The sequence below is a fragment of the Paenibacillus sp. 1-8 genome, from assembly GCF_056316205.1.
Genome location: NZ_CM149995.1, coordinates 3317796 through 3338616, shown reverse-complemented (window position 1 = coordinate 3338616; position 20821 = coordinate 3317796). Strand labels below are relative to the sequence as shown.

Genomic DNA, 20821 nt, shown 5'->3' with positions numbered 1-20821 from the left:
TCCCTTATGTATTTCGTCAATTTGCTTTCTAAATGTTAGGTATTTATTGAATTTGGAGAATATCGGTTGCATATTAGTGACAAAAACCGACAAAGATTCTTGTTACTTTCATATGGGAAAAATAGGACTTGGAGGAGAAAAGAAAATGGGAGGCTACAGAATAACAAGCGGTGGCTTACAACGAAATAACGTTATGAAACCACCGCTTGTCGGCATGACTATATTATTTTATTATTTGGATAATATTAAAATTCCTGTCACTTATATAAGAAGTGAAATGAGCAGGGGGAGTGAAATAAGCGACAATACGGAGCTAATGACAAAAGCAGATGCGGCCTCCGTTTCCAGCGTTTCATAACGGGTAGCAATCATAGCGGCAACCGCCGAACCGGGAAATGCAACAAGCAGTACAGCTTTGGTTACATCTTCATGGGACAGTCCTATGAGTACAGCGATACCTAGCGAACATGGAGGATTCGGTCAGAGCTTTTTTGGCGATTAAGCGATATCCTACGAGCAAGACGATATAAAAGCCGATAACCCCAAGAAGCAGGGCGACCAGAAAAGGCTATTTTTGAATCAATGTTTCCCTTGATGTCGTCGTAATACCAATAAATAAGTGTGCAGGTAACGCAAATTTGGTTACCAGTGTATTAAGTCCTTTGGAAGAAGCAGAATTAAATGCTTTGAACATACCTGCAAAATAACCAATTAAAATGACAAGAAAATAGGAATTAATATGATAAAAATATGGCCCGTAGCCATAATGTCGCTTCCAATGAAGATGTCCGCCAAATGGCTGGCGGACATCGGGTAATCAATAATTACTTTGCTTGAATGCAAATACAACCTGACGTTGTTCGCTAATCTTAAACCAGGACAGTTTCTTTGCCATTCTGTTTGAACGGTCTATACTTGCAGTCCCACATTGCATCCCGAACCGCTTGGCGGATATCATCGGGCTGGTGACGTGCTACGCCATCCTGAACCGCAGCCTCTGCAACTGCTACAGCTACAGCTACAGACACTTCACGCAGCTCGCTGATTTTCGGCAGCAGTGAAGCACCAGGCTCTGACAAATCAACCATTTGAGCTACTGCATGGGCAGCAGCTGCAAACATGCTATCTGTTATAATTTTGGATTTTACCACGATTGCGCCAAGACCAAGACCCGGGAACACGAAAGCATTGTTGGATTGCCCAATTTCAAACTTAATATTGTTATAGATTACCGGCTCAAAAGGACTTCCTGTTGCAATCAGTGCTTTTCCTTCAGTCCAGCGGATCAAGTCCTCCGGAGTTGCTTCAGCCAGTGGAGTCGGATTGGACATAGGCATAATAATAGGGCGTTCTGTATGCTTGGCCATCTCTTTAACAATTTCCTCACTAAATGCCCCAGTAACACCGGAAGTTCCGATCATAATAGTCGGTTTCACACGGCGAATGACTTCAAGCAGAGGGATTTTCCCATCTTCAGCATGTTCCCAGTCACGGCATTCTGCGGCATCCCGTACATAAGGAACCTGGAATGGGAAAAGACCCTCTGTTTCATTAGTAAGCAGACCTCTGTAATCATAAGCCCAGAAGTTACTTCTTGCTTCAGTTTCCGATAGTCCTTCCAGCATCATGGCTGCACTAATTTGATCTGCGTTACCGATACCCGCGGCTCCTGGACCAAATACCAAAACTCGATGCTTGCTCAGTGGGACTCCGGACAGTGTAACACCAGACATAACGCCTGCCAGCGTAACTGCACCAGTTCCTTGAATATCATCATTAAATGTCAAGATACTGCTTCCGTATTTATTGATAATGTTCCGGGCGTTGACATTGCCCAGGTCTTCCCAGTGCAGTAGCGCATTCGGGAAATAAGACAGTGCAGTTTGAACATAAGTATCAATAAATTGATCGTATTGTTCTCCACGTACACGTTTATGACGATTCCCCATATATAGAGGATCCTCCAACAGCTTCTCGTTGTTTGTACCTGCATCAAGCACAACTGCCAGCACCCGGCTAGGATCGATACCAGCAGCAGCTGTATACACAGCAAGCTTACCGATAGAGATATTAATACCTCCGACTCCCCAGTCTCCGATTCCCAAAATACTTTCGGAATCTGTGGCTACGATCAGGTCGATATCTTCAGGGTCTAGGTTCAAATTCTTAAAAGCCTCTTCAATGCCCGCAAGATTATCAATAGATAAATACATACCGCCTGGCTTGTGATATTCATGACTGTATTCCTGTATAGCCTGACCGACTGTTGGTGTATAAACAATCGGAAGCATTTCGCTCAGGTGCTCAGAGAGCAAACGATAATAAAGGACCGTATTCCGATTAAAAAGATCATTTAACGCAACATTTTTACGCAAATTATCCGGTTGGCTCTGAAATTGCTCGTAAACCCGTTGAACCTGCTCCTCAATAGTTAAAATCGTAGGAGGAAGGAGACCGTCAAGTCCAAGCTGCTGTCGTTCTTCCAAAGTAAATGCTACTCCTTTATTCAGCAGTGGGTTGGCAAGTAGATCCTTTCCGGTTAATTTGGTTTCGATAGATCCGTCTTCCGTAAAATGAAAAGCACGCATTTCCAATTCCTTCTTTCTAGAAAATTACATTTAATTAATCCTTGAACAATTCGTGAATAAGTATACGCCTTATTTTAAACCAAGTGAACAAGTATGTTGTGTGAAAAATAGTTATATAAGTGTTTACATAAGAAAAATTATGAAAATGAAAGCTGCTTTCAATGTTTTTCAAATGAAAATTTCATTTAACTTTCATTTATCTTTCATAATATTTTCGGTAAATCTTGATTAAATGTGGCATTTATCATAGGTCTTTAAGGCCCAACTAAGTATGCATAAAAAATAGCTTAAACTTCATCTTATATAAACGAAGTTAAGCTATTTTTTGGCTATAGGGATGGTTGAGGGTCAAAATTTAATGCTTCGCAGCTTTATCTTTAATATGAACATCAGACATTTAATTTTCCGATGCGATTGACGGCTTCATCGGTAACTGTTGCAGAGCGTCGCATCCAGCTGTTACGCCATTTCAATTGCATTATGATGACGAGGGTAAAGGCACAGAACGTGATCAGGCTCAGACAGATGAAGCCTGGCATATACGAACCCGTTGATTTGTACAGATGACCCAGGATAAGGGGAAGTAAGTACCCGCCTATGCCACCAGCAGCGCCCACGATGCCGGTCATGAGCCCGATTTCGTTGCCGAACCGCTGCGGCACGAGCTGGAATACGGAGCCGTTGCCAGCGCCAAGGCACATCATGCCTACGAATAGCAGCACAACTACCACGGGAAGTGGCGGTAAAAACGCAATGCCAGCGAGCATAATCCCGGCTCCGGCATACAAGTACATTAACATGCGTGAACCACCAATCCGGTCGGACAAAAAGCCGCCTACAGGACGAAAGAAGCTTCCGGCAATCACACAAACGGTCGCAAAATCGGCGGCCTGTACCGCGGAGAGGCCATATTGGGTATTGAAGAAAATGGTCAAATAATTAGAAAGGCCAACGAATCCGCCGAACGTCACGCAGTAAAAGGCACAGAACACCCAGGCATCCCCCTGTTTGAGCACCGAAGCATATTGCGACAGACTTTTTGGTGCTGGGCGGTGAGGGCTGTTGCGGGCAAAAATACTGAACAGAACGAAGACGATTAAGATTGGGATGATGGCTAATCCGAAAACGGCCTCCCAACTGCCAAAATGTTGGGCAATGCGGTTGGCAAACAAAGTCGCAAGGACAGTTCCACTGTTACCGGCACCGGCAATTCCCATAGCCAAGCCTTGGTGCTCTTTGGGGTACCATTGACCAGCCAACGGCAGCGCAGCTGCAAATGATGCTCCGGCCACACCCAGGAGCAGAGCGACAACGTACAAATGCTCCAGCGAATCAACCCACAGCCAGCCTAGCAGGAGAGGGATTATCGTGACAAGCATGCCGATCTGCCCGGTGAGCTTTGGACCAATATAATCCGACATGAAGCCGAACATGAGTCGTAGCAGGGAACCGCCAAGTACCGGTAGAGCGACAAGATTGGCTTTTTGTACAGGGTCCATTGGATAATCATTAGCAATTACAACGGCCAACGGTCCGATCATTCCCCATATCATAAAACTGATATCAAAATACAGAAAGGAGCCAAATAGGGTGGGCTTGTGCCCGCTTTGCCAGAAACTTTGTTTGTTCATTCTCCATCTCTCCTGTTCCTATTTTTGTTCTTTGTCCGCAAAATGTAATTTGAACGTGAAAAAGCCGCGAATCTCCCCTGCCTGGTGTCTGGGGACGATTTGCGGCTTCATTGCCGTAACTGACACACCACATTGTGCGTCAGCTTGATACGATCACGTTCGAGTGATTTTAATCCAGATTATAAAAAACAATGCGACAAATGTCAATATACATAACATAAAAAATAAAAAAAAGACAAAAATGAAGATTATATGTATTGAATATTGACATGACATTCACAATTCATTAATCTTAGGTACATATCGGCACAACGGTGTGCCGACATTTGTGGCAATGGTGCCCTTTTCCTATGAATGGAGAAGGGCTTTTTCTGTCTTATTTTATTCGGAGAATGGGGCTGGTTTAATATGATGAAAAGACTGGTCGTCGTCGGCAACGGTATGGCAGGTATCAAATGTGTGGAGGAAATACTCAATCTGGAGCCAGAGCGGTTCCAAATCACGATATTTGGTGCAGAGCCACATCCCGGGTACAACCGAGTGCTCCTGTCCAAAATGCTACAGGGTGAAAGTTCATTCAAACATATTATTACCCATAACTGGGACTGGTATGAAGAGAACGGGGTAAAGCTGTACGCCGGTGAACGCGTCTGTCGCATTGATGTTGCAGCCGGGATGGTGGAAACGGAATCCGGCATGAAAAAGCCTTATGACATACTCATACTGGCAACTGGCTCATTGCCTTTCATGCCTCTCATTCCCGGAGCCCGGAAACAGGGAGTAATCGCCTTTCGTGATGTGAATGATTGTGAAACCATGGCGAGATATGCCAAAACATACCGCAAGGCCACGGTTATCGGAGGGGGGCTGTTGGGGCTTGAGGCCGCCCAAGGCCTGCTGAATCTAGGGATGGAAACTGAGGTTGTTCATAATGCCCATTATCTTATGAACCGTCAGCTTGACCGGACGGCGGCTGTGCTTTTGCAGCGGAAGCTGGAGCAACAGGGTATGAGATTTCATTTGGCGAAGGAAACGGTCAACATCATAGGCCGAAACAGAGCGCAAGGATTGATGTTTGCGGACGGGAACAGGCTGGAAACGGATTTGGTTGTGCTGGCGGTTGGTATCCGACCGAATATCGAATTAGCTCAGAACAGCGGTCTGACAGTCAACCGTGCCATTGTCGTGGATGATTATATGCGCACAAGTATTCCCGGTATTTACGCAGTCGGCGAATGTGCTGAGCACCGCGGAATTTCATATGGGCTGGTGGCGCCGATATATGAGCAGGGTAAAGTGTTGGCAAAAGTCATTTGTGGTCGTGAAACGGCTCCCTATGAAGGGTCGGTCCCGTATGCGCAGCTTAAGGTTGCGGGGATTCATGTGTTTTCCGCAGGAGACATTCGCGAAGAGGGAAACGAGACAGCGGTGATGGAATATGACGGTATGCGGGGGATTTACAAAAAAGTGATGATGCGCAATGGCGCTGTCACCGGCGCTATTTTGTTCGGAGATACGGCGGAAAGTACCTCGCTGCTTGGAATGGTACGGCGCGGCGCACCGACTGCAGAGCTTACTTCACAAGATAGAGGTGTGAGCAGAGCGGAGGAAGCGGCCGCCGCGCTACCGGAAGAGGAGACGGTATGTGCGTGCAACGGCGTGAGCAAGGGGACTATTTTGCGAGCGATCACTACAGATAAGCTAAAGACCGTGGAAGAGGTGAAGAGCCGGACAAAAGCATCCGGTTCCTGTGGTGGCTGTCGACCGCTGGTGGCTGCACTGGTCAAAAGTGGTTTGTCCCGATCAACAGTTTCCGGAGTTGTAGTTACTCCGACCGCCCAAGAAGTTGTTCCTGTGTGCGGATGTACGCATTACGATCATGATTCGCTTAAGACAGCTATGGCGGCCGCAGTCTGTCGGACTCCAGCGGAAGTCATGTCCAGTCTCGGCTGGACCAGACAGCAGGGGTGTGAATTATGCCGTCCGGCTGTACTTTATTATTTGGAATCTCTCGGGTTGCGGGACAGATCTGCGTCAAGCCAATTAGTCGCAGGTGTTGCGTTCCAGTCCGCCGCACAGAACGGCGGAGAACCAGCCTCTGCGGGTCTGCGTTTTATGGGCCTGAATGCCGAGAATCAGACACTTTCTGAGCCAATCCTGATGCGCGGCGAGGCCTTTGTAGAAGTAGCCTGGATGAGAGAACGGTTGTCGGCTGTCTGGGGAAGCCGCGCGTTGCCGTCGCCGATTGCAGTCGCAGTTTGCCCGGGACCGGAATATCCCGGAGGTGTGCTTGTCCACGACATGGGGTTATCCCGATCGCCAGCAGGCTGGGAGGTTTATGCTGGTGGTCATGCGGAGCATCCGGTTCGCCAGGGACGGCTGCTTGGAGTGGAGGAGAACCTGGAAGAAGCGGTCTTAATGGCTACTGCTTGTTTGAAAATATATCGGCATAACGCACGATATGGGGAAAAAATGTGGGAGTGGATTGAACGGACTGACGTTTTGGTGCTGCGGGAAAGCGTACTCGACGCAGCTCTTCGAAGTGGACTGGCGGGCATGGCGGATAGCCTGCGCGACTACAATGCGGACGGGGTAACTGGTTAAGCAGGAATTGTAGCGATTCGTGCGTGTGCAGACAATAAAGTTGTGAAGAATGGAGGGGGGGAGACTTTATGTGTCAGTCAGGAGAAGGCAAACCGGAAGCAGGGCTACACGCACCGGCAGTGATCGATACACAGTGCCCGTTTTGTAGCGTGCAATGTAAGATGACCGTTAGTACGTGTACGGAGACACTCGCGGGTATCATCCGTACAGTGTATAAGGCGGAAGGAAAACCTAATGCAGCCTCGCAGGGAAGGCTGTGCATCAAGGGAATGAATGCGCATCAGCATGCGACTCATGCGGAAAGGCTTGTACAGCCCCTCATGCGCAAAGCGGGCAGACTTGTTCCGGTCACGTGGGAAGAGGCGATGGATGCTGTAGCTAGCAGTTTCTCTTCGCTACTGTCCACGCAGGGTCCCGATGCAATCGGCATGTACGGCGGAGGTTCGCTATCCAATGAAACGGCTTATTTACTCGGTAAATTTGCCAGAGTGGCTGTAGGTACGCGCTATATCGATTATAACGGGCGCTTCTGCATGTCGGCTGCGGCATCCGCTGGCAGCAAGGTGTTTGGCGTTGACCGCGGACTGACCTGCAGGCTGGCTGATATTCCGTTAGCTCGTTGTATTGTGCTGGCAGGTACGAATATCGCTGAATGCCAGCCGACGTTAATGCCTTATTTTCACCAGGCGAAGGAAAACGGCGCGTTTGTCATCGTAATTGACCCGCGCGCGACACCAACGGCGGCGGCCGCCGATCTGCACCTGCAAATCAAGCCAGGTACGGATGCTGTGCTGGCCAATGCCATGCTAAAGGTCATCGTGGATGAAGGATTTGCGAATGAAGAGTTTATCCGCAAGCGGACTAACGGGTTCGAGCAGCTCTTGACTCATTTGAATGATGTGGATCTGAACGAATCGGCTGTGCTGTGCGGAATTGATCTGGATATGATCCAAAAGGCTGCACGCGCCTTTGGCAGTGTAGGCACCGGCATCGTTTTTACGGCCAGGGGCGTCGAGCAGCAGACAGATGGACATATGGCGGTGCGTGCATTTCTTAATCTGGTGCTGGCCACCGGCAAGATTGGAAGGGAAGGATGCGGTTACGGGGCCATCACAGGCCAAGGGAACGGGCAAGGGGGGCGAGAGCATGGCCAAAAGGCTGACCAGCTCCCTGGCTACAGATCGATTGAGAATGAAGAAGATCGAGTCTATGTGGCATCCGTGTGGGGAGTTGAACCAGGTAGTTTGCCGGGAAAAGGAGTGTCGGCCTATGAAATGATGGAGCTTGTTCATCAGAGAGAAATCCAAGCTTTGTTCGTGATGGGATCTAACCCTGTTGTATCTAACCCGAATGTCCGGCTGGTGGAGGAAGCGCTGAAAAAGCTGAATTTGTTGGTTGTGGCGGATATGTTTCTCACTGAAACCGCGCGGATGGCCGACATTGTTTTGCCTGTAACGTCTTATCTGGAGAATACGGGGACGATGACCAATCTGGAGGGACGCGTTCTGCTGCGGGAAGCCGCGCGGACCGCACCAGGCGAGGCTAGAGATGACTGGAGCATTTTGTGTCAGATGGCTACAAGGCTGAACAAGGGCAGCTACTTCTCGTACAGGGATGCCGAGCATATCTTTGAGGAACTGCGGCTCGCCAGCCGGGGCGGTCCTGCCGATTACTACGGGATCACATATGACAGGCTGCGTCGTGAGGAAGGAGTATATTGGCCATGCCCGTCTACGGACAAAGCCGGTATGGATACGATGTTTCAGGAAACCTTTGCCCATTCCGATCAAAAGGCTGTTTTTACGGTGGTTGAAAGCTGTGGAGCAGGAGAGGAGATATCAGAGGAGTACCCGCTTATTTTGACGAATGGCCGCGTGCTGGCTCACTATTTGACCGGTGAACAAACACGCAGAAGTCCGTCGCTGGCCGCGCGAGAGCTTGAAAATTATGTTGAAATTCATCCGCGTACAGCGCGACGCTGGCATATCAGGGACGGGGAGTGGGTAGAAATAGCATCACAGCGCGGCAGCTTCACCGTCCGTAGCCGGATCAAACCACATATCCGCGAAGACACGCTCTTCGTACCCATACATTGGGGCGGGGCGCAAAATGTAAATCGGGCGACCCGGCCCGATCTTGATCCGTTCTGCCGGATGCCCGGCTTCAAAACTGCTGCTGTACGCATCCGTCCCCTTCACCTGGCTGTAGAATCGATCAGTGCAGATAATGGGAAGTGGTCTCAGTTCTAAAACAGGAACAGTGTAAGTGGATTTTCCTTTTTCTTTGCATAAAAAGCCAGCCCCCTTTGTATGAGCTGCGGGGGCTGGCCTTTTTGATCTGTACAGTTTATGGCCCACAATCACCAGACTGCGTGACACTAATATTATAAATGCAATCGGGTTTCAGATATGCTGGCTCCCGTTTTTATTTCATTTCTGAGCATAGCTTCACGCCAGCAACAATACAAATTCCAGGCGGCCCCGTTTTCCAGCAGCGGTTTGCAGGTATACAAACCCTCCTCTACGGAGTCGACTCGCCCTGCAACGAACAGCCGGACCGCGCCGTTGAGTAGCACTTGATTCGAAAAGGCTATAGGAGCTGTGCCCTGCAGCACTTCCTCCGTTATGCGTAGCTGTTCGGCTGGCGTCCAGTTATGCTCTGGTATCACCGAATCCAGCCCGTACATTTCCGGATCAATAACCTGCAGTGACACCTCGCCGTTAGCAAGCAGGTAAGTCCGGGTCGGCCGGTCGATGAACAGGTCCTCCGATCCTTCGCTCCCCTGGACGATCAGAGCCCTGCGATAATTCAGATTTTGCATAAGTTTCGCCGTCTTATCGAACACGGTATTGTGGAAAACGCCGAATACAATATACGGGGAAGAACCGTAATCAACCAGTTTCTCGGCTGTATTCAGCACTGTGCGAAGCCCCAGCTCTTCGCGAATGGGCCGCAGATCTCGCAGGGGCGCGCACCATTGTTCGGAGGCTACGAACAGTACACCCGTCAGCTTCGCGGCATGAATGGCGGTTTCGCGTGTCATGTTCCCGGACGTTACCCCCATTTCCTGCAGTAAAAGCGGGAGCGTAACACCCCATTTGGGAGGGAGTGGTGCACTGCCATGCATCGTTACTGGTATTCCGTACGAGGCGAGTAGAAAGGCAGTTGCGAAAGTGGCGATAAATGATGACTTCCTGCCATCGTACGGACCGGCGAAATCAATACCTTCCTGCATGGGAAAGCGGTGGGTATATTTACGGCAGACATTTACGAATGCTTCCAGCTCGGCAATACTCTCCATTTTGATGCGTTCCGCGGCAAAGAAAGCTCCGATTTGAGCAGGGGTTGCCGACCGGGTCATAATAAGTTCAGCAGCGGCTTCGGCTTCGGCGTAATTCAGATCCCGGGCGCCTCTTTTGCCGCGTCCAACTTCTTTTAATATTTCAATGATATTCATGTTCAAGCCCCTTTCAGATTTATGCTTTTAGCATTTGCTGTGCTTTGACAATGGAGATGGCCACATCAACGATCCGTTTGCGATCGTTCATCGCTTTTTTACGCAGTAGATCGTATGCCTCAGCTTCTGGGATTCCGTTTACTTCGCCAAGTATTCCTTTCGCCATATCAATCCATTTGCGTTCTTCCAGTCGAGCGGTCAGTTGTTTGCGTTCGCTTTGCCAGTGCTGGCGTTCAAAAAAGCGTTTGGCGCTAAAATGAAGAGCCCAATTCAGCTCATGGGCTGCCATGGAAGGGGTTAGAATGCCGTCGACAGTAACATCGGCCTCACAAGCCTCCGTCGATGACAGTGCTGATTCCGCGCTGCACCACCAGAGCAACGGGACCGCTTTGGTTTGCTTCAACCTGTCGCCCCACATGCTGATCGTGCCGACAGGTATGTTTAGTACCGCCGCATCTGCATTATGGATTAGCTGTTTAATTTCAGATTCATTGCGGCAGGGTAGAGGTAGGTATCCGTTGGACTCTAAAAGGTGCTCGGGTCCTGCCTGCCGTGGGGAAACGGCGTGTGCCTGCTCGGATACATGGTCAGAATGTAAGTGAATTACCAACAAGGAACGCAAGCGGGCTCCTCCTCTCTGTAACATGAAGGGTAGTTAACGATGGTGATGGTATTCATTGATAACAAATATGACATGGGATTTTGTCTGGCTGCCTGTTTTTTTCATCGTTATCAAGTTCAAACGGACTTTTAAACCATTTTGGCGTGTTTTTGACTGAAAATCAATCCTAATTTTGTAGGAGAGTGATATTTTATACGTCATAAACATGTTACATGGTGATAAAATATAATTTTTATAAGATTATGCGTAAGGAATATTGACATCTAACTTGAATCATTATATATTGGCTACAGTACTTTTTAATTCCATACTCTGATGGATACAACGGCGTATTCGATGAAACGGCAATGGAGCCTGTTTTCACATGTGGGAGGGATGTTTTGAATTCCCCTATGTGAAGCAGGCTTTTTATGTTTTGAGGATAGAAATGGAAGGGGAGTGACCTGATGAACTATAACAAAAAGTTAGTGCTGGTCGGCAACGGAATGGCGGGGATACGTACTCTCGAACATTTGCTGAAGATCGCACCAGGCACCTATGAGATTACGGTATTCGGGGCCGAGCCCCATCCAAACTATAACCGGATTATGCTGTCCTCCGTTTTGGCCGGAGGGGCTGGTTTGCAGGATATTGTCATCAACGACTGGAGTTGGTATGAAGACAACAATATCCGATTGTATACCGATGATCCAGTCACAGCTATCGACACGGAAAAGCGGCAGGTGACGTCACGCTCCGGCGTATGCGTCTCTTATGATTTATTGTTGCTGGCAACAGGCTCCAAAGCCTTCATTCTGCCGCTTCCAGGAGCAGACAAGGATGGTGTTATCGGTTTCCGGGATATCCGTGACTGCGAGACGATGATGGAGACGTCGAAGACGCACAAAAAAGCAGCTGTCATCGGCGGCGGATTGCTTGGGTTGGAGGCAGCCAGGGGGCTGCTCAACTTGGGCATGGACGTTACAGTTATTCATATTAATGGACATATTATGGATCGGCAGCTGGATGAGGCCGCTTCCCTTATGCTACGGCGCGAGCTGGAGGAGCAGGGAATGACTTTTCTGGTCAATAAGCGAACGGCGGCTATTACGGGTCGTCGCCGCGTGGAAGGATTGAAATTTGCCGATGGCAGTGAGTTGGAAGCAGACCTGATCGTTATGGCGGTAGGCATCTTACCAGACATTGAACTGGCGGTGTCGGCGGGAATCCCTGTAAACCGCGGCATTATCGTAAATGATTACATGGAAACGAATATCCCTGGTATATACGCCGTTGGCGAATGTGCAGAACACCGGGGAATCACTTACGGGCTGGTAGCTCCATTATATGAGCAGGGTGGTGTGCTGGCTCAGCGACTCGCGGGAATGGAGACTCCCGGCTACAGTGGTTCCGTCACCTCTACAAGGTTGAAGGTGTCGGGCGTAGACGTGTTTTCAGCAGGGAGTTACAAGGACGAGCCGGGAACACGTTCCCTGCGGTATCAGGATGATATTGGCGGCGTCTACAAAAAAATCGTCATCAAGGAAGAAAAACTGATCGGAGCCGTTCTGTTTGGGGATACGTCTGACGGAGCTATGCTGTTTTCTCTGATCAAAAGTGGCGAGTCGGTGGTTGGCCGAGAGAAAGAGCTTTTACTCGGCTTCAATCCCGGTCAACCAGAAGCTGGTGGCGCCATGATGCTGGAGCAAATGCCTGATGACGAAATTGTATGCGGATGTAATGGTGTATCCAAGGGTGACATCGGAGAGGCGGTTGCGGCTGGTTGCCGGAGCCTTGGGGAGATTAAGGCCTGCACGAAGGCATCGGCATCATGCGGCGGCTGCAAGCCATTAGTGGAGGGGCTTTTACAGCTGTACGCAGGCTCCGAAACTGGGGAAGCAATTAAAGAGGGTATCTGTGGCTGTACGACGCTTGACCGGGAAGCGATCATTGATGGCATTCGGGAAATGGGATTGAAGAGCGTCAAAGAAGTTATGAATGTGCTGGGATGGAACGAGCCGGAAGGCTGCACCAAATGCCGCCCAGCCCTCAATTATTATCTTGGTATGCTGTGGCCGATGGAATACGCAGATGAGAAGGAATCCAGATTCACGAATGAACGGTACCATGCCAATATCCAGAAAGACGGCACATATTCCGTCGTACCCCGTATTTACGGAGGAGTTACTTCACCTGCGGACTTGAAGAAAATTGCTGCTGTCGCGGAGAAATACAATGTGCCTCTGGTGAAATTTACGGGCGGACAACGTCTTGACCTGCTTGGTGTGAAAAAGGAGGATTTGCCGGGTATCTGGTCCGAGTTGGATATGCCGTCTGGGCATGCCTACGGGAAGACACTGCGAACGGTTAAGACATGCGTCGGTAACACCTTCTGCCGCTTCGGCACTCAGGACGCTATGGGCATGGGCATCCGGTTGGAAAAGGCATTTGAACGTCTGAATGCGCCATCTAAAGTTAAACTGGCTGTGTCTGGTTGTCCGCGGAACTGCGCCGAAGCGACGATCAAGGATTTGGGCGTCGTCGCTATTGACGGTGGCTGGGGGATCTACGTCGGGGGTAACGGCGGTATTAAGGTACGGGCGGCTGAACTGCTTTGTACCGTTAAAACGGAGGATGAAGTGATGGAATGGACCGGTGCTTACTTGCAATATTATCGTGAGCAGGCGAATTGGAACGAGCGCACAGCCCACTGGGTGGAACGAGTCGGGTTGGAATCCATCAAGCAGGCACTTGCGAATGAGGAGACGAGACAGCAACTGGTGAGCAGAATTGAGGAAACGCTAAGCACGACGACTGATCCGTGGCACGAAATCATTCATGACGAAGAGCTACGCAAGAATTTTGTGCGGCTGCCAGAACTTAAGCCAGTAACGGAATAGGGGGCTGATTACAATGGAGACCAATACCACAACCAGCAGAATCAGGATAGCCGATCTGAACGAAATTGACCGACGTGGAGCAAGGACAGTTCTCATTCATAATACAGAGATAGCCGTATTCCGCCTGAGCGACGGCAGCGTGCGTGCGCTTGAGAACCGTTGCCCGCACAAAGGGGGACGGTTATCTGAAGGAATGATATGTGGATCAGCAGTCCATTGTCCGCTCCATGACTGGAAAATCGACCTATCCACCGGAAGGGTGCTAGAGCCGGATACTGGATGTGTGACCGCTTACCCCACGGAGATTGACAATGAGAGCGGAGCTGTTTATATCGTAATCTAAGGTTTCTGTGTATATTAAGCTGAGCATACAGAAAAGCCGACCCTATTTTCTGGTCGGCTTTTTATCTTCTAAGTATGATTAACGAAGAATCGCTAAACAATTGACTCAATATGTATAGGTAATCTGTTTTGCTCTTCTTATAGTACCCAATTCATCTCTAAATAAACAAAAAAGCCTTAAGTATCAAGGCTTTTGACGTATAGGACGGATGGGGATCGAACCCATGACCCTTACCCTGTCAAGATAATGCTCTCCCGCTGAGCTACCGTCCTTCGGTTATTAGATAATATCATGTATTAACGATAAATGTAAAGTAGAAAAATAGAAATTAGATTGTACTTCATTACCATTTTATATATAATTCAAATTTAGTGAGTTTTCAAAATGAAGCAATGATAAGGGGGAGCGGATGATGGCCGCAGAAATTATAAGTGTAACAACAGAGGAGCAGCTACGGGAGGCAATATTGATCCGTACCAAAGTGTTTGTCGAAGAGCAAAAGGTTCCTCTCGATCTAGAAATCGACCATTATGACAAGCTGGGGGATACTGTACATCATTTGCTGATCTCTGATCATGGTAAGATGGTGGCAACGGGACGCTTGACCTACTATGAGGAAGATACAGCTAAAATGCAACGTATTGCGGTTCTCAAGGAGCATCGTTCAGGGGGTTACGGACGTATATTACTGCTGGCTCTGGAGGAACGTGCGCGTGAGCTGGGGCTACGGCATTCGCTGCTGGATGCTCAATGTCAAGCTGAAAAATTTTACGAGAAGCTCGGTTACGAGACGATTTCAGAAGAACCTTTTGACGATGCCGGGATTCCACATGTGCGTATGCGCAAAAAGCTGTAGGTGGCAGTACAAAGATGCATATAATTCTGCATAGGGTGCATGCTAGTAAAAGTTCCTCCACTATACTATGGATAAGGAGCGATGCAGCATGGCTAATGCAGAACGGGAACAAATTACGGCAGTACGTAAAAACGGTGATGGTGATCTGATGTCATTTCAGACGTCTACCGGACGGGTTTTGGATTACAGTCAGGCTCTAAATGAAATTGAAGCAGGCTCGATTGCCGGGGTCAATGTATTCAAAGCCAAGGATGGAAGCAAGCGGATTCGCGGAGATGCCGATGGAGATCCTACGAATAATTTGGATCAGTTGCCGTTGTTCTGACGTTTATTTCAAGCATCTATCGCTAAGCACATAACTGCACGCAAGTATATGCCAAAGTCGCCGGGCTCTTTTTCCAGTTGGAAACCCGGCGGCTTTTTGTTATTTCACTTTGTATCCAGTATTATTTTTGCTCCGTGCGTTCCAACTCCACAATGTTGTATACGCGCTGCTGTTCCAGAAAGGACATGACTCCAGCCTTTTCCCTGAATTGCTCCATGTCGTCACTATAGTGCATGAGACGAATCCGCCCTTGAAGCAGGATTGGCAAGCTGAGTAGCTCGTCCAACGTCGTATGGACTTCTCCTGCACCCTGTAATTGAACCTCATGCAAAATGCTGCGACAGCCCCGCTCGTGTACCAGTTGATTCAGCAGGCCAGGATCAAAGATCATATCCGCACTATAAAAAAGACGGTCATTAATGAACAGGGAGTAGCTGTCTTTACCGGGGATATGACGGGTAGGAATGAGCTCAACTTCGATGCCAGATATTAAGCTGGTGGATTCACCAGGCGTCAGAACGTTTACCTCAAACACATCCTCCAGCTTGCCAATCATTCCTTGCTGTGACATGCCCCCCTTGAGCGTATTTTCCCATAATGGATGAATTAGCGGTTCTGCGATACAAAGCACAGGTTTGTGACCATGTAGGATATTCATTTGAAATCCAAACTCTTCCAGACCTCCGACATGATCGGCGTGAATGTGGGTGATCAGAATGGCGTCAATTTCGGGCAATGGGACACCCATTTGGTGCAGAGCCAGCGAAGCGGTTGTTCCACAGTCGATTAGCAGCTTGCCTTCTCCACTATCCAGCAGTGCGTTATTGTTGTAATAGTTTTTGGCAAAGGCACTGCCTGTGCCTAGCATTTGTATGGTCAGGCTCATTCGTATTTCACCCTCCAGGCTAAATGTTTATAAATTCTCTACAGTCGTATCTTACCATCGATGCTGTTAGAAATTAAAGATTTTACGCCATATCAAAAACTTTGGACAATTTGTGATGCACAGCGCAACTTGTGGAACTGAGCTAGGTATAAATGTAAGACAGAAGTTATTTAACAGATGATGATGGAGGGATATCTAGCGATGAAGTGGAGAAAAGTTATGGCCCTAGTGATGGCCTTTTCGATAATGGGAGGGACCGTTATTTCGGCAGAATCCGTCAAGGACCAAGTGAAGCTGATTATTAACGGAGAGGTGTCGAAGGATGGCGCGGTTGTCATTGACGGCAAGACGTATGTGCCCATTCGGGATTTTAACGGGATTGTGAGTTTTGATCCGTCCGGTGGAAAGGTTGTTTTCGACCAACCGAATGTACACATGTTCTTGTTCAAGGGCGATACGGTGTTTGGCAACGTGAATAAAGGTAACAAAGTGAAATTCAATGTATTCAGTCAGATTGATACGTTGAAAGCGGATATCTCCGGAGTGAAGGTAGCGATCACCGATCCTGCGGGTAACGTGAAGGATATTCAGTCTCAGGATATCAGCGGAGCACAAAAGGATAACTTCTGGTTCCGTACAAACGACTTTACGTATGATTTCAAAATAGCAGGGAATTACCGGGTCGGTTTCTACATTAAAGAAAGCAAAGACAGCAGCTATACCCTGGTGTCCGAAAAAGTCATTACAGCGATAAATTAGGCATACCACAAATTGACCTGTATCCTTGATCATGTTACGATACGGGGGAAAATAAAACAATTTGAAGGTAGGTATTTCCATGAGTGATCACAAACATGAACACGGTGAAGCCTGCAACCACGATCATGACCACGAACATGAAGAAATGGTTCTTACGCTAACTGATGAAAATGGCAAAGATGTAGAAATGGTGCTGGTAGAGACCTTTGACGTAGAAAATCACGTTTACGCTCTCCTGCTGGAGCGCGGCAATCCTGAAGCAGATGGCATTATTCTTCGTATGGAAGAAGAAAACGAAGAAATGGTGCTTTACAATATCGAGGATGAAGATGAATGGAAGCGTGTTGAAGAGGCTTACAGCGAGCTGGTTGCCCAATACGAATAGTATTGGACCTAACGGCTGTTGCAGCTTTGTAAGGTAACGAAAAAGCCCCCCAAACGGGGGCTTTTTTTGTTAGTACGCCCAGCATGGGCGTCATCTCTAGGGTGAAAGTCCTGAACGGGGGCTGGCGAGCGCCTACCGTTAGCCAAGGGCAAGGGTGTCCACCGTGAGGTGGAATCTGAAGGAAGCTGGAGGCAAAAGCACGGGCCAAGGTACACGAACTGGATTTGAGGCTGTGTCAGTCGGATGAGTCACCTAAACATGACGAAATCCAAAGCCGCCAAGGACTGACGCGGTATACTCCAGTGGTCGCGGGCGGAAAGATGGCACTCTTATCTGGGGAGACCTGTCAGATAAGCAAGGAAAAAAAACTTGTAACCGTAGCCGAGAGGCTACGCTGAACGGACAGGAGTCAGCAGAAGCCATAGTACGTAAGCTGTTGCAACAACTTACGGAAGGGCTGAACCGAAAGGAGAGAGGAAACCGATGCGTTCGCATGAAGAGCAAAGACAGCCGAATATCTCGCAAGAGAGCTGCCAGCAAAGAGAAGCGGTGAAGCCGTCAGGGTATGCTGGAGCGCTGAGTTCTTCGTCGGCACAAGTCGCCCTATCCTCTCGCGAAGACCAGAACAACTTGCTGGAACGAATGCTCGAAGGAGATAACCTCAGGCTCGCATACAAACGAGTGGTGCAAAACGGAGGAGCGCCTGGTGTGGACGGTGTAACGGTAGCCAATCTACAAGTTTACCTGAATACGCACTGGGCAAGGGTGAAAACTGAACTTCTGACGGGAACGTACAGGCCTGCGCCAGTCAAACGGGTGGAAATTCCCAAACCCGGAGGCGGTGTACGGCTTTTAGGCATCCCGACCGTAATGGACCGATTTCTCCAGCAGGCGCTTTTACAAGGGATGAACCCGATCTTTGACGCGCAATTTTCCTGGTATAGCTACGGCTTTCGCCCGGGGAAAAGTGCACATGACGCGGTGAAACAAGCGCAAAGATATATCCAAAGTGGACTTCGCTGGGTCGTGGATCTAGATCTGGAAAAGTTCTTTGACCAGATGAATCATGACATGTTGATGGGAAGGGTGGCGCGGAAAGTGACGGACAAAAGAGTGTTGATGCTGATTCGTGCCTATCTGAACGCCGGAGTCATGGTGGACGGAAAGCTGGAGCGTAGCCGGGAAGGAACGCCACAAGGCGGCCCGCTTAGTCCGCTATTGGCCAACATTCTACTGGACGATTTGGATAAAGAATTGACGGAACGTGGCCTGCGGTTTGTGCGCTATGCGGACGACTGCAATATCTTTGTGGCGAGTAAGCGAGCAGGCGAACGTGTGATGGAATCGGTAAGTCGGTTTGTAGAAGGAAAGCTAAAGCTAAAAGTGAATGGGGAAAAGAGCGCGGTAGCCAGACCCTGGCACCGGAAGTTCTTAGGGTTCAGTTTCCTGAGCCAGAAGCAGGCGACGATTCGAATAGCACCGAAGAGCCTCAACGCATGTAAAGAGAGGATTCGAGAGCTGACAAATCGAACATGGTCCATTTCCATGGAAGAACGGATTCGCCGATTGAACCGCTATCTGTTGGGTTGGCTCGGTTATTTCCGTCTAGCTTCGGTGAAGACGCACCTCCAAAAACTGGACCAGTGGATTCGGAGAAGACTACGAATGTGCCTGTGGAAGCAATGGAAACGAGTACGCACACGAATCCGTGAACTCCGGGCACTTGGGGTTCCAGAGTGGGCATGTTTCAAGATGGCTAACTCGAGGCGAGGCGCATGGGAAATGTCCCGGAATACCAATAATGCCCTTCCTACTTCCTATTGGAAAGAGAAAGGGCTGAAAAGTTTGCTTTCACGTGATCTGGAGCTTGGTTAACCTTTTGGAACCGCCGTATGCGGACCCGCATGTACGGTGGTGTGAGAGGACGGGGGTTTACCGCCCCCTCCTACTCGATAGCTTTTTTAGGATGCTTGTAAGACCTTCCAGACTTGTTAGGGATCAGGAATAATTAGGAAATGGCGTCCGTTTCAACAATAACCTTCACTTGATGTACGGTACGGTCCTCTGGTCCTTTTACAGGCAGGCCTACTTCCACATGATCGACAATATAATCAATATTGTCCTGCGAAATGACCTCGCCCGGTAGCAAGATGGGAATGCCCGGTGGATATACATAAATGAATTCTGCAATAATGCGTCCAGCAGATTCCTTGAATGGTACCACTTCCGTATCTCCGTAAAAAGCGTCTCTCGGAATCAGGGAGAGCTGCGGGATATCCTGTATTTTTACATCCAGTTCATGCTGCTGACCTGTAGAATAATGAATAGAAGCCAGCTCACGCAGAGCCTTCAATAAAATCTCAATATTCTCTTTCGTATCCCCGGGGGTCACCAGACAGAGAATATTGTACATATCGCTAAGCTCAACCTCGATATTGTAGTTTTCTCTCAGCCAATTTTCCACGTCGTACCCAGTAAGGCCTAGATGACGAATATGAATGGTGATTTTGGTCGCGTCATAATTATAGGTTGCCTCTGTACCGAGAATTTCACTGCCAAAGCAATATAATCCTTCAATCTTGTTGACCTCTGCACGGCAATATTCGGCCAAATCAAGCGCGCGTTGCGCTATTTCATAGCCATTGAGAGCCAGATTGCGGCGTGATGTGTCCAGAGAAGCCAGCAGGATATAGGAAGTGGAAGTCGTTGTCAGCATACTGAAGATCGTCTGCACACGCTGCGGATTGACGTATCCGTTTTTGGTATTCACATTCAGAATCGAGCTTTGTGTCAAGGAACCGCCTAGCTTATGGACGCTTGTAGCTGACATATCAGCTCCCGCTTCCATGGCGGACATCGGCAGATCAGGATGAAAATGAATGAGTACACCGTGGGCCTCATCGACCAGGACCGGCACATTATAGCTGTGAGCGAGATCAACAATTTCTTTCAAATCGGCGCACACACCGTAATATGTCGGGTTGATGACGAGGACGCCCTTGGCGTCAGGATGGCGTTCCAGTGCCCGGCGTACGGACTTGGTTGTAATCCCGTGGTGAATACCAAGATTTTCATCACTGACTGGAGATACGAATACAGGCTTTGCTCCAGACAATATAATGGCAGACATTATAGATTTGTGTACATTTCGGGGTACAATAATTTTATCACCTGGCAAGCAAATGGACATAATCATAGTAATGATAGCTCCACTTGTACCCTGTACACTGTAGTAAGTATAATCTGCTCCGTAGGCCTCTGCCGCAAGCTTTTGGGCTTCTTCGATGACACCCGTAGGTTGATGCAGATCGTCCAATGGAGCGATGTTGATCATATCTATGGAAAAGGCATTATCACCCATAAATTCGCGAAATTCCGAATCTGCGCCCACTCCCTTTTTATGACCTGGGATGTGAAATTGAACCGGGTTGCTCTGAGCATGCTTTTTCAAAGCAGTAAAAAGCGGGGTGTTGCTTTGATTCATTA

General features: G+C 48.7%; 16 protein-coding genes, 1 tRNA gene and 1 pseudogene. 10 read left to right on the top strand and 8 right to left on the bottom strand.

Annotation, left to right across the window (positions count from 1 at the left end; translation table 11 throughout):
- The first annotated feature begins 52 nt into the window (after nt 1-52).
- Nucleotides 53-358 carry a hypothetical protein gene (locus tag AC0WRU_RS15130; protein WP_476128717.1) on the top strand — a complete coding sequence of 102 codons (306 nt, stop codon included), beginning with the start codon at nt 53-55 and terminating at the stop codon, nt 356-358.
- Here AC0WRU_RS15130 and AC0WRU_RS15125 read toward each other — a convergent pair.
- The 3 genes and pseudogenes from AC0WRU_RS15125 to AC0WRU_RS15115 form a co-directional block, all read right to left on the bottom strand.
- Nucleotides 262-765: pseudogene (locus AC0WRU_RS15125) on the bottom strand (AEC family transporter). The gene AC0WRU_RS15130 and the pseudogene AC0WRU_RS15125 sit on opposite strands and share 97 nt — an antisense overlap.
- A 104-nt stretch (nt 766-869) precedes the next feature.
- The gene (locus tag AC0WRU_RS15120) at nt 870-2588 is read right to left on the bottom strand and encodes an NAD-dependent malic enzyme (RefSeq protein ID WP_476125380.1); all 1719 of its coding nucleotides are present in this window, start codon (nt 2586-2588) and stop codon (nt 870-872) included.
- Nucleotides 2589-2977: 389 nt separating this feature from the next.
- Nucleotides 2978-4219 (bottom strand): nitrate/nitrite transporter, encoded by a 1242-nt coding sequence (locus tag AC0WRU_RS15115; RefSeq protein ID WP_476125379.1) that lies wholly within the window; start codon nt 4217-4219, stop codon nt 2978-2980.
- 408 nt (nt 4220-4627) lie between these two features.
- Between AC0WRU_RS15115 and nirB (AC0WRU_RS15110) the strand changes: the two genes are divergently transcribed.
- A complete protein-coding gene (gene nirB, locus AC0WRU_RS15110; RefSeq protein WP_476125378.1) occupies nt 4628-6823 on the top strand; it encodes a nitrite reductase large subunit NirB in 2196 nt (731 codons plus the stop codon).
- A 68-nt stretch (nt 6824-6891) separates the two neighbouring features.
- Nucleotides 6892-9072 carry an assimilatory nitrate reductase catalytic subunit NasC gene (gene nasC, locus AC0WRU_RS15105; RefSeq protein ID WP_476125377.1) on the top strand — a complete coding sequence of 727 codons (2181 nt, stop codon included), beginning with the start codon at nt 6892-6894 and terminating at the stop codon, nt 9070-9072.
- A gap of 134 nt (nt 9073-9206) precedes the next feature.
- On the opposite strand, the gene AC0WRU_RS15100 is transcribed toward nasC, so the two are convergent.
- Nucleotides 9207-10280 (bottom strand): anthranilate phosphoribosyltransferase, encoded by a 1074-nt coding sequence (locus AC0WRU_RS15100; RefSeq protein ID WP_476125376.1) that lies wholly within the window; start codon nt 10278-10280, stop codon nt 9207-9209.
- A gap of 19 nt (nt 10281-10299) precedes the next feature.
- Nucleotides 10300-10902, bottom strand: coding sequence for an ANTAR domain-containing response regulator (locus AC0WRU_RS15095; protein WP_476125375.1), 603 nt, complete (start codon nt 10900-10902; stop codon nt 10300-10302).
- Nucleotides 10903-11348: 446 nt separating this feature from the next.
- On the opposite strand from AC0WRU_RS15095, the gene nirB (AC0WRU_RS15090) reads away from it, so the two are divergent.
- Both nirB (AC0WRU_RS15090) and nirD read left to right on the top strand, forming a co-directional pair.
- A complete protein-coding gene (nirB, locus tag AC0WRU_RS15090; RefSeq protein ID WP_476125374.1) occupies nt 11349-13781 on the top strand; it encodes a nitrite reductase large subunit NirB in 2433 nt (810 codons plus the stop codon).
- A gap of 13 nt (nt 13782-13794) precedes the next feature.
- Nucleotides 13795-14124 (top strand): nitrite reductase small subunit NirD, encoded by a 330-nt coding sequence (gene nirD, locus AC0WRU_RS15085; RefSeq protein WP_476125373.1) that lies wholly within the window; start codon nt 13795-13797, stop codon nt 14122-14124.
- Between the two features lie 200 nt (nt 14125-14324).
- Here the strand turns inward: nirD and AC0WRU_RS15080 are convergent.
- Nucleotides 14325-14396 (bottom strand) — tRNA-Val (locus tag AC0WRU_RS15080).
- Between the two features lie 140 nt (nt 14397-14536).
- Between AC0WRU_RS15080 and AC0WRU_RS15075 the strand changes: the two genes are divergently transcribed.
- Nucleotides 14537-14980, top strand: a complete 444-nt coding sequence (locus AC0WRU_RS15075; RefSeq protein ID WP_025684273.1) for a GNAT family N-acetyltransferase — start codon at nt 14537-14539, stop codon at nt 14978-14980.
- Between the two features lie 88 nt (nt 14981-15068).
- Nucleotides 15069-15305 carry a DUF3892 domain-containing protein gene (locus AC0WRU_RS15070; protein ID WP_025684272.1) on the top strand — a complete coding sequence of 79 codons (237 nt, stop codon included), beginning with the start codon at nt 15069-15071 and terminating at the stop codon, nt 15303-15305.
- Between the two features lie 121 nt (nt 15306-15426).
- Here AC0WRU_RS15070 and AC0WRU_RS15065 read toward each other — a convergent pair whose 3' ends face one another.
- Nucleotides 15427-16191 carry an MBL fold metallo-hydrolase gene (locus tag AC0WRU_RS15065; protein ID WP_476125372.1) on the bottom strand — a complete coding sequence of 255 codons (765 nt, stop codon included), beginning with the start codon at nt 16189-16191 and terminating at the stop codon, nt 15427-15429.
- 201 nt (nt 16192-16392) lie between these two features.
- Between AC0WRU_RS15065 and AC0WRU_RS15060 the strand changes: the two genes are divergently transcribed.
- The 3 genes from AC0WRU_RS15060 (at nt 16393) to ltrA (ending at nt 19210) form a co-directional block, all read left to right on the top strand.
- The gene (locus AC0WRU_RS15060; protein ID WP_476125371.1) at nt 16393-16950 is read left to right on the top strand and encodes a copper amine oxidase; all 558 of its coding nucleotides are present in this window, start codon (nt 16393-16395) and stop codon (nt 16948-16950) included.
- 79 nt (nt 16951-17029) lie between these two features.
- Nucleotides 17030-17335 (top strand): DUF1292 domain-containing protein, encoded by a 306-nt coding sequence (locus tag AC0WRU_RS15055; protein ID WP_025684269.1) that lies wholly within the window; start codon nt 17030-17032, stop codon nt 17333-17335.
- Nucleotides 17336-17818: 483 nt separating this feature from the next.
- The gene (gene ltrA / locus AC0WRU_RS15050; RefSeq protein ID WP_476125370.1) at nt 17819-19210 is read left to right on the top strand and encodes a group II intron reverse transcriptase/maturase; all 1392 of its coding nucleotides are present in this window, start codon (nt 17819-17821) and stop codon (nt 19208-19210) included.
- A 133-nt stretch (nt 19211-19343) separates the two neighbouring features.
- Here ltrA and AC0WRU_RS15045 read toward each other — a convergent pair whose 3' ends face one another.
- Nucleotides 19344-20819, bottom strand: a complete 1476-nt coding sequence (locus AC0WRU_RS15045) for an aminotransferase class I/II-fold pyridoxal phosphate-dependent enzyme (RefSeq protein WP_476125369.1) — start codon at nt 20817-20819, stop codon at nt 19344-19346.
- Nucleotides 20820-20821: the final 2 nt, after the last annotated feature.

Bases quoted from the DNA above. Each gene is read 5' to 3' on its own strand.
- AC0WRU_RS15120 (WP_476125380.1), bottom strand. From the start codon at position 2,588: ATGCGTGCTTTTCATTTTACGGAAGACGGATCTATCGAAACCAAATTA.
- AC0WRU_RS15115 (WP_476125379.1), bottom strand. From the start codon at position 4,219: ATGAACAAACAAAGTTTCTGGCAAAGCGGGCACAAGCCCACCCTATTT.
- nirB (WP_476125378.1), top strand. From the start codon at position 4,628: ATGATGAAAAGACTGGTCGTCGTCGGCAACGGTATGGCAGGTATCAAA.
- nasC (WP_476125377.1), top strand. From the start codon at position 6,892: ATGTGTCAGTCAGGAGAAGGCAAACCGGAAGCAGGGCTACACGCACCG.
- AC0WRU_RS15100 (WP_476125376.1), bottom strand. From the start codon at position 10,280: ATGAATATCATTGAAATATTAAAAGAAGTTGGACGCGGCAAAAGAGGC.
- nirB (WP_476125374.1), top strand. From the start codon at position 11,349: ATGAACTATAACAAAAAGTTAGTGCTGGTCGGCAACGGAATGGCGGGG.
- nirD (WP_476125373.1), top strand. From the start codon at position 13,795: ATGGAGACCAATACCACAACCAGCAGAATCAGGATAGCCGATCTGAAC.
- AC0WRU_RS15075 (WP_025684273.1), top strand. From the start codon at position 14,537: ATGGCCGCAGAAATTATAAGTGTAACAACAGAGGAGCAGCTACGGGAG.
- AC0WRU_RS15070 (WP_025684272.1), top strand. From the start codon at position 15,069: ATGGCTAATGCAGAACGGGAACAAATTACGGCAGTACGTAAAAACGGT.
- AC0WRU_RS15065 (WP_476125372.1), bottom strand. From the start codon at position 16,191: ATGAGCCTGACCATACAAATGCTAGGCACAGGCAGTGCCTTTGCCAAA.
- AC0WRU_RS15060 (WP_476125371.1), top strand. From the start codon at position 16,393: ATGAAGTGGAGAAAAGTTATGGCCCTAGTGATGGCCTTTTCGATAATG.
- AC0WRU_RS15055 (WP_025684269.1), top strand. From the start codon at position 17,030: ATGAGTGATCACAAACATGAACACGGTGAAGCCTGCAACCACGATCAT.
- ltrA (WP_476125370.1), top strand. From the start codon at position 17,819: ATGCGTTCGCATGAAGAGCAAAGACAGCCGAATATCTCGCAAGAGAGC.
- AC0WRU_RS15045 (WP_476125369.1), bottom strand. From the start codon at position 20,819: ATGAATCAAAGCAACACCCCGCTTTTTACTGCTTTGAAAAAGCATGCT.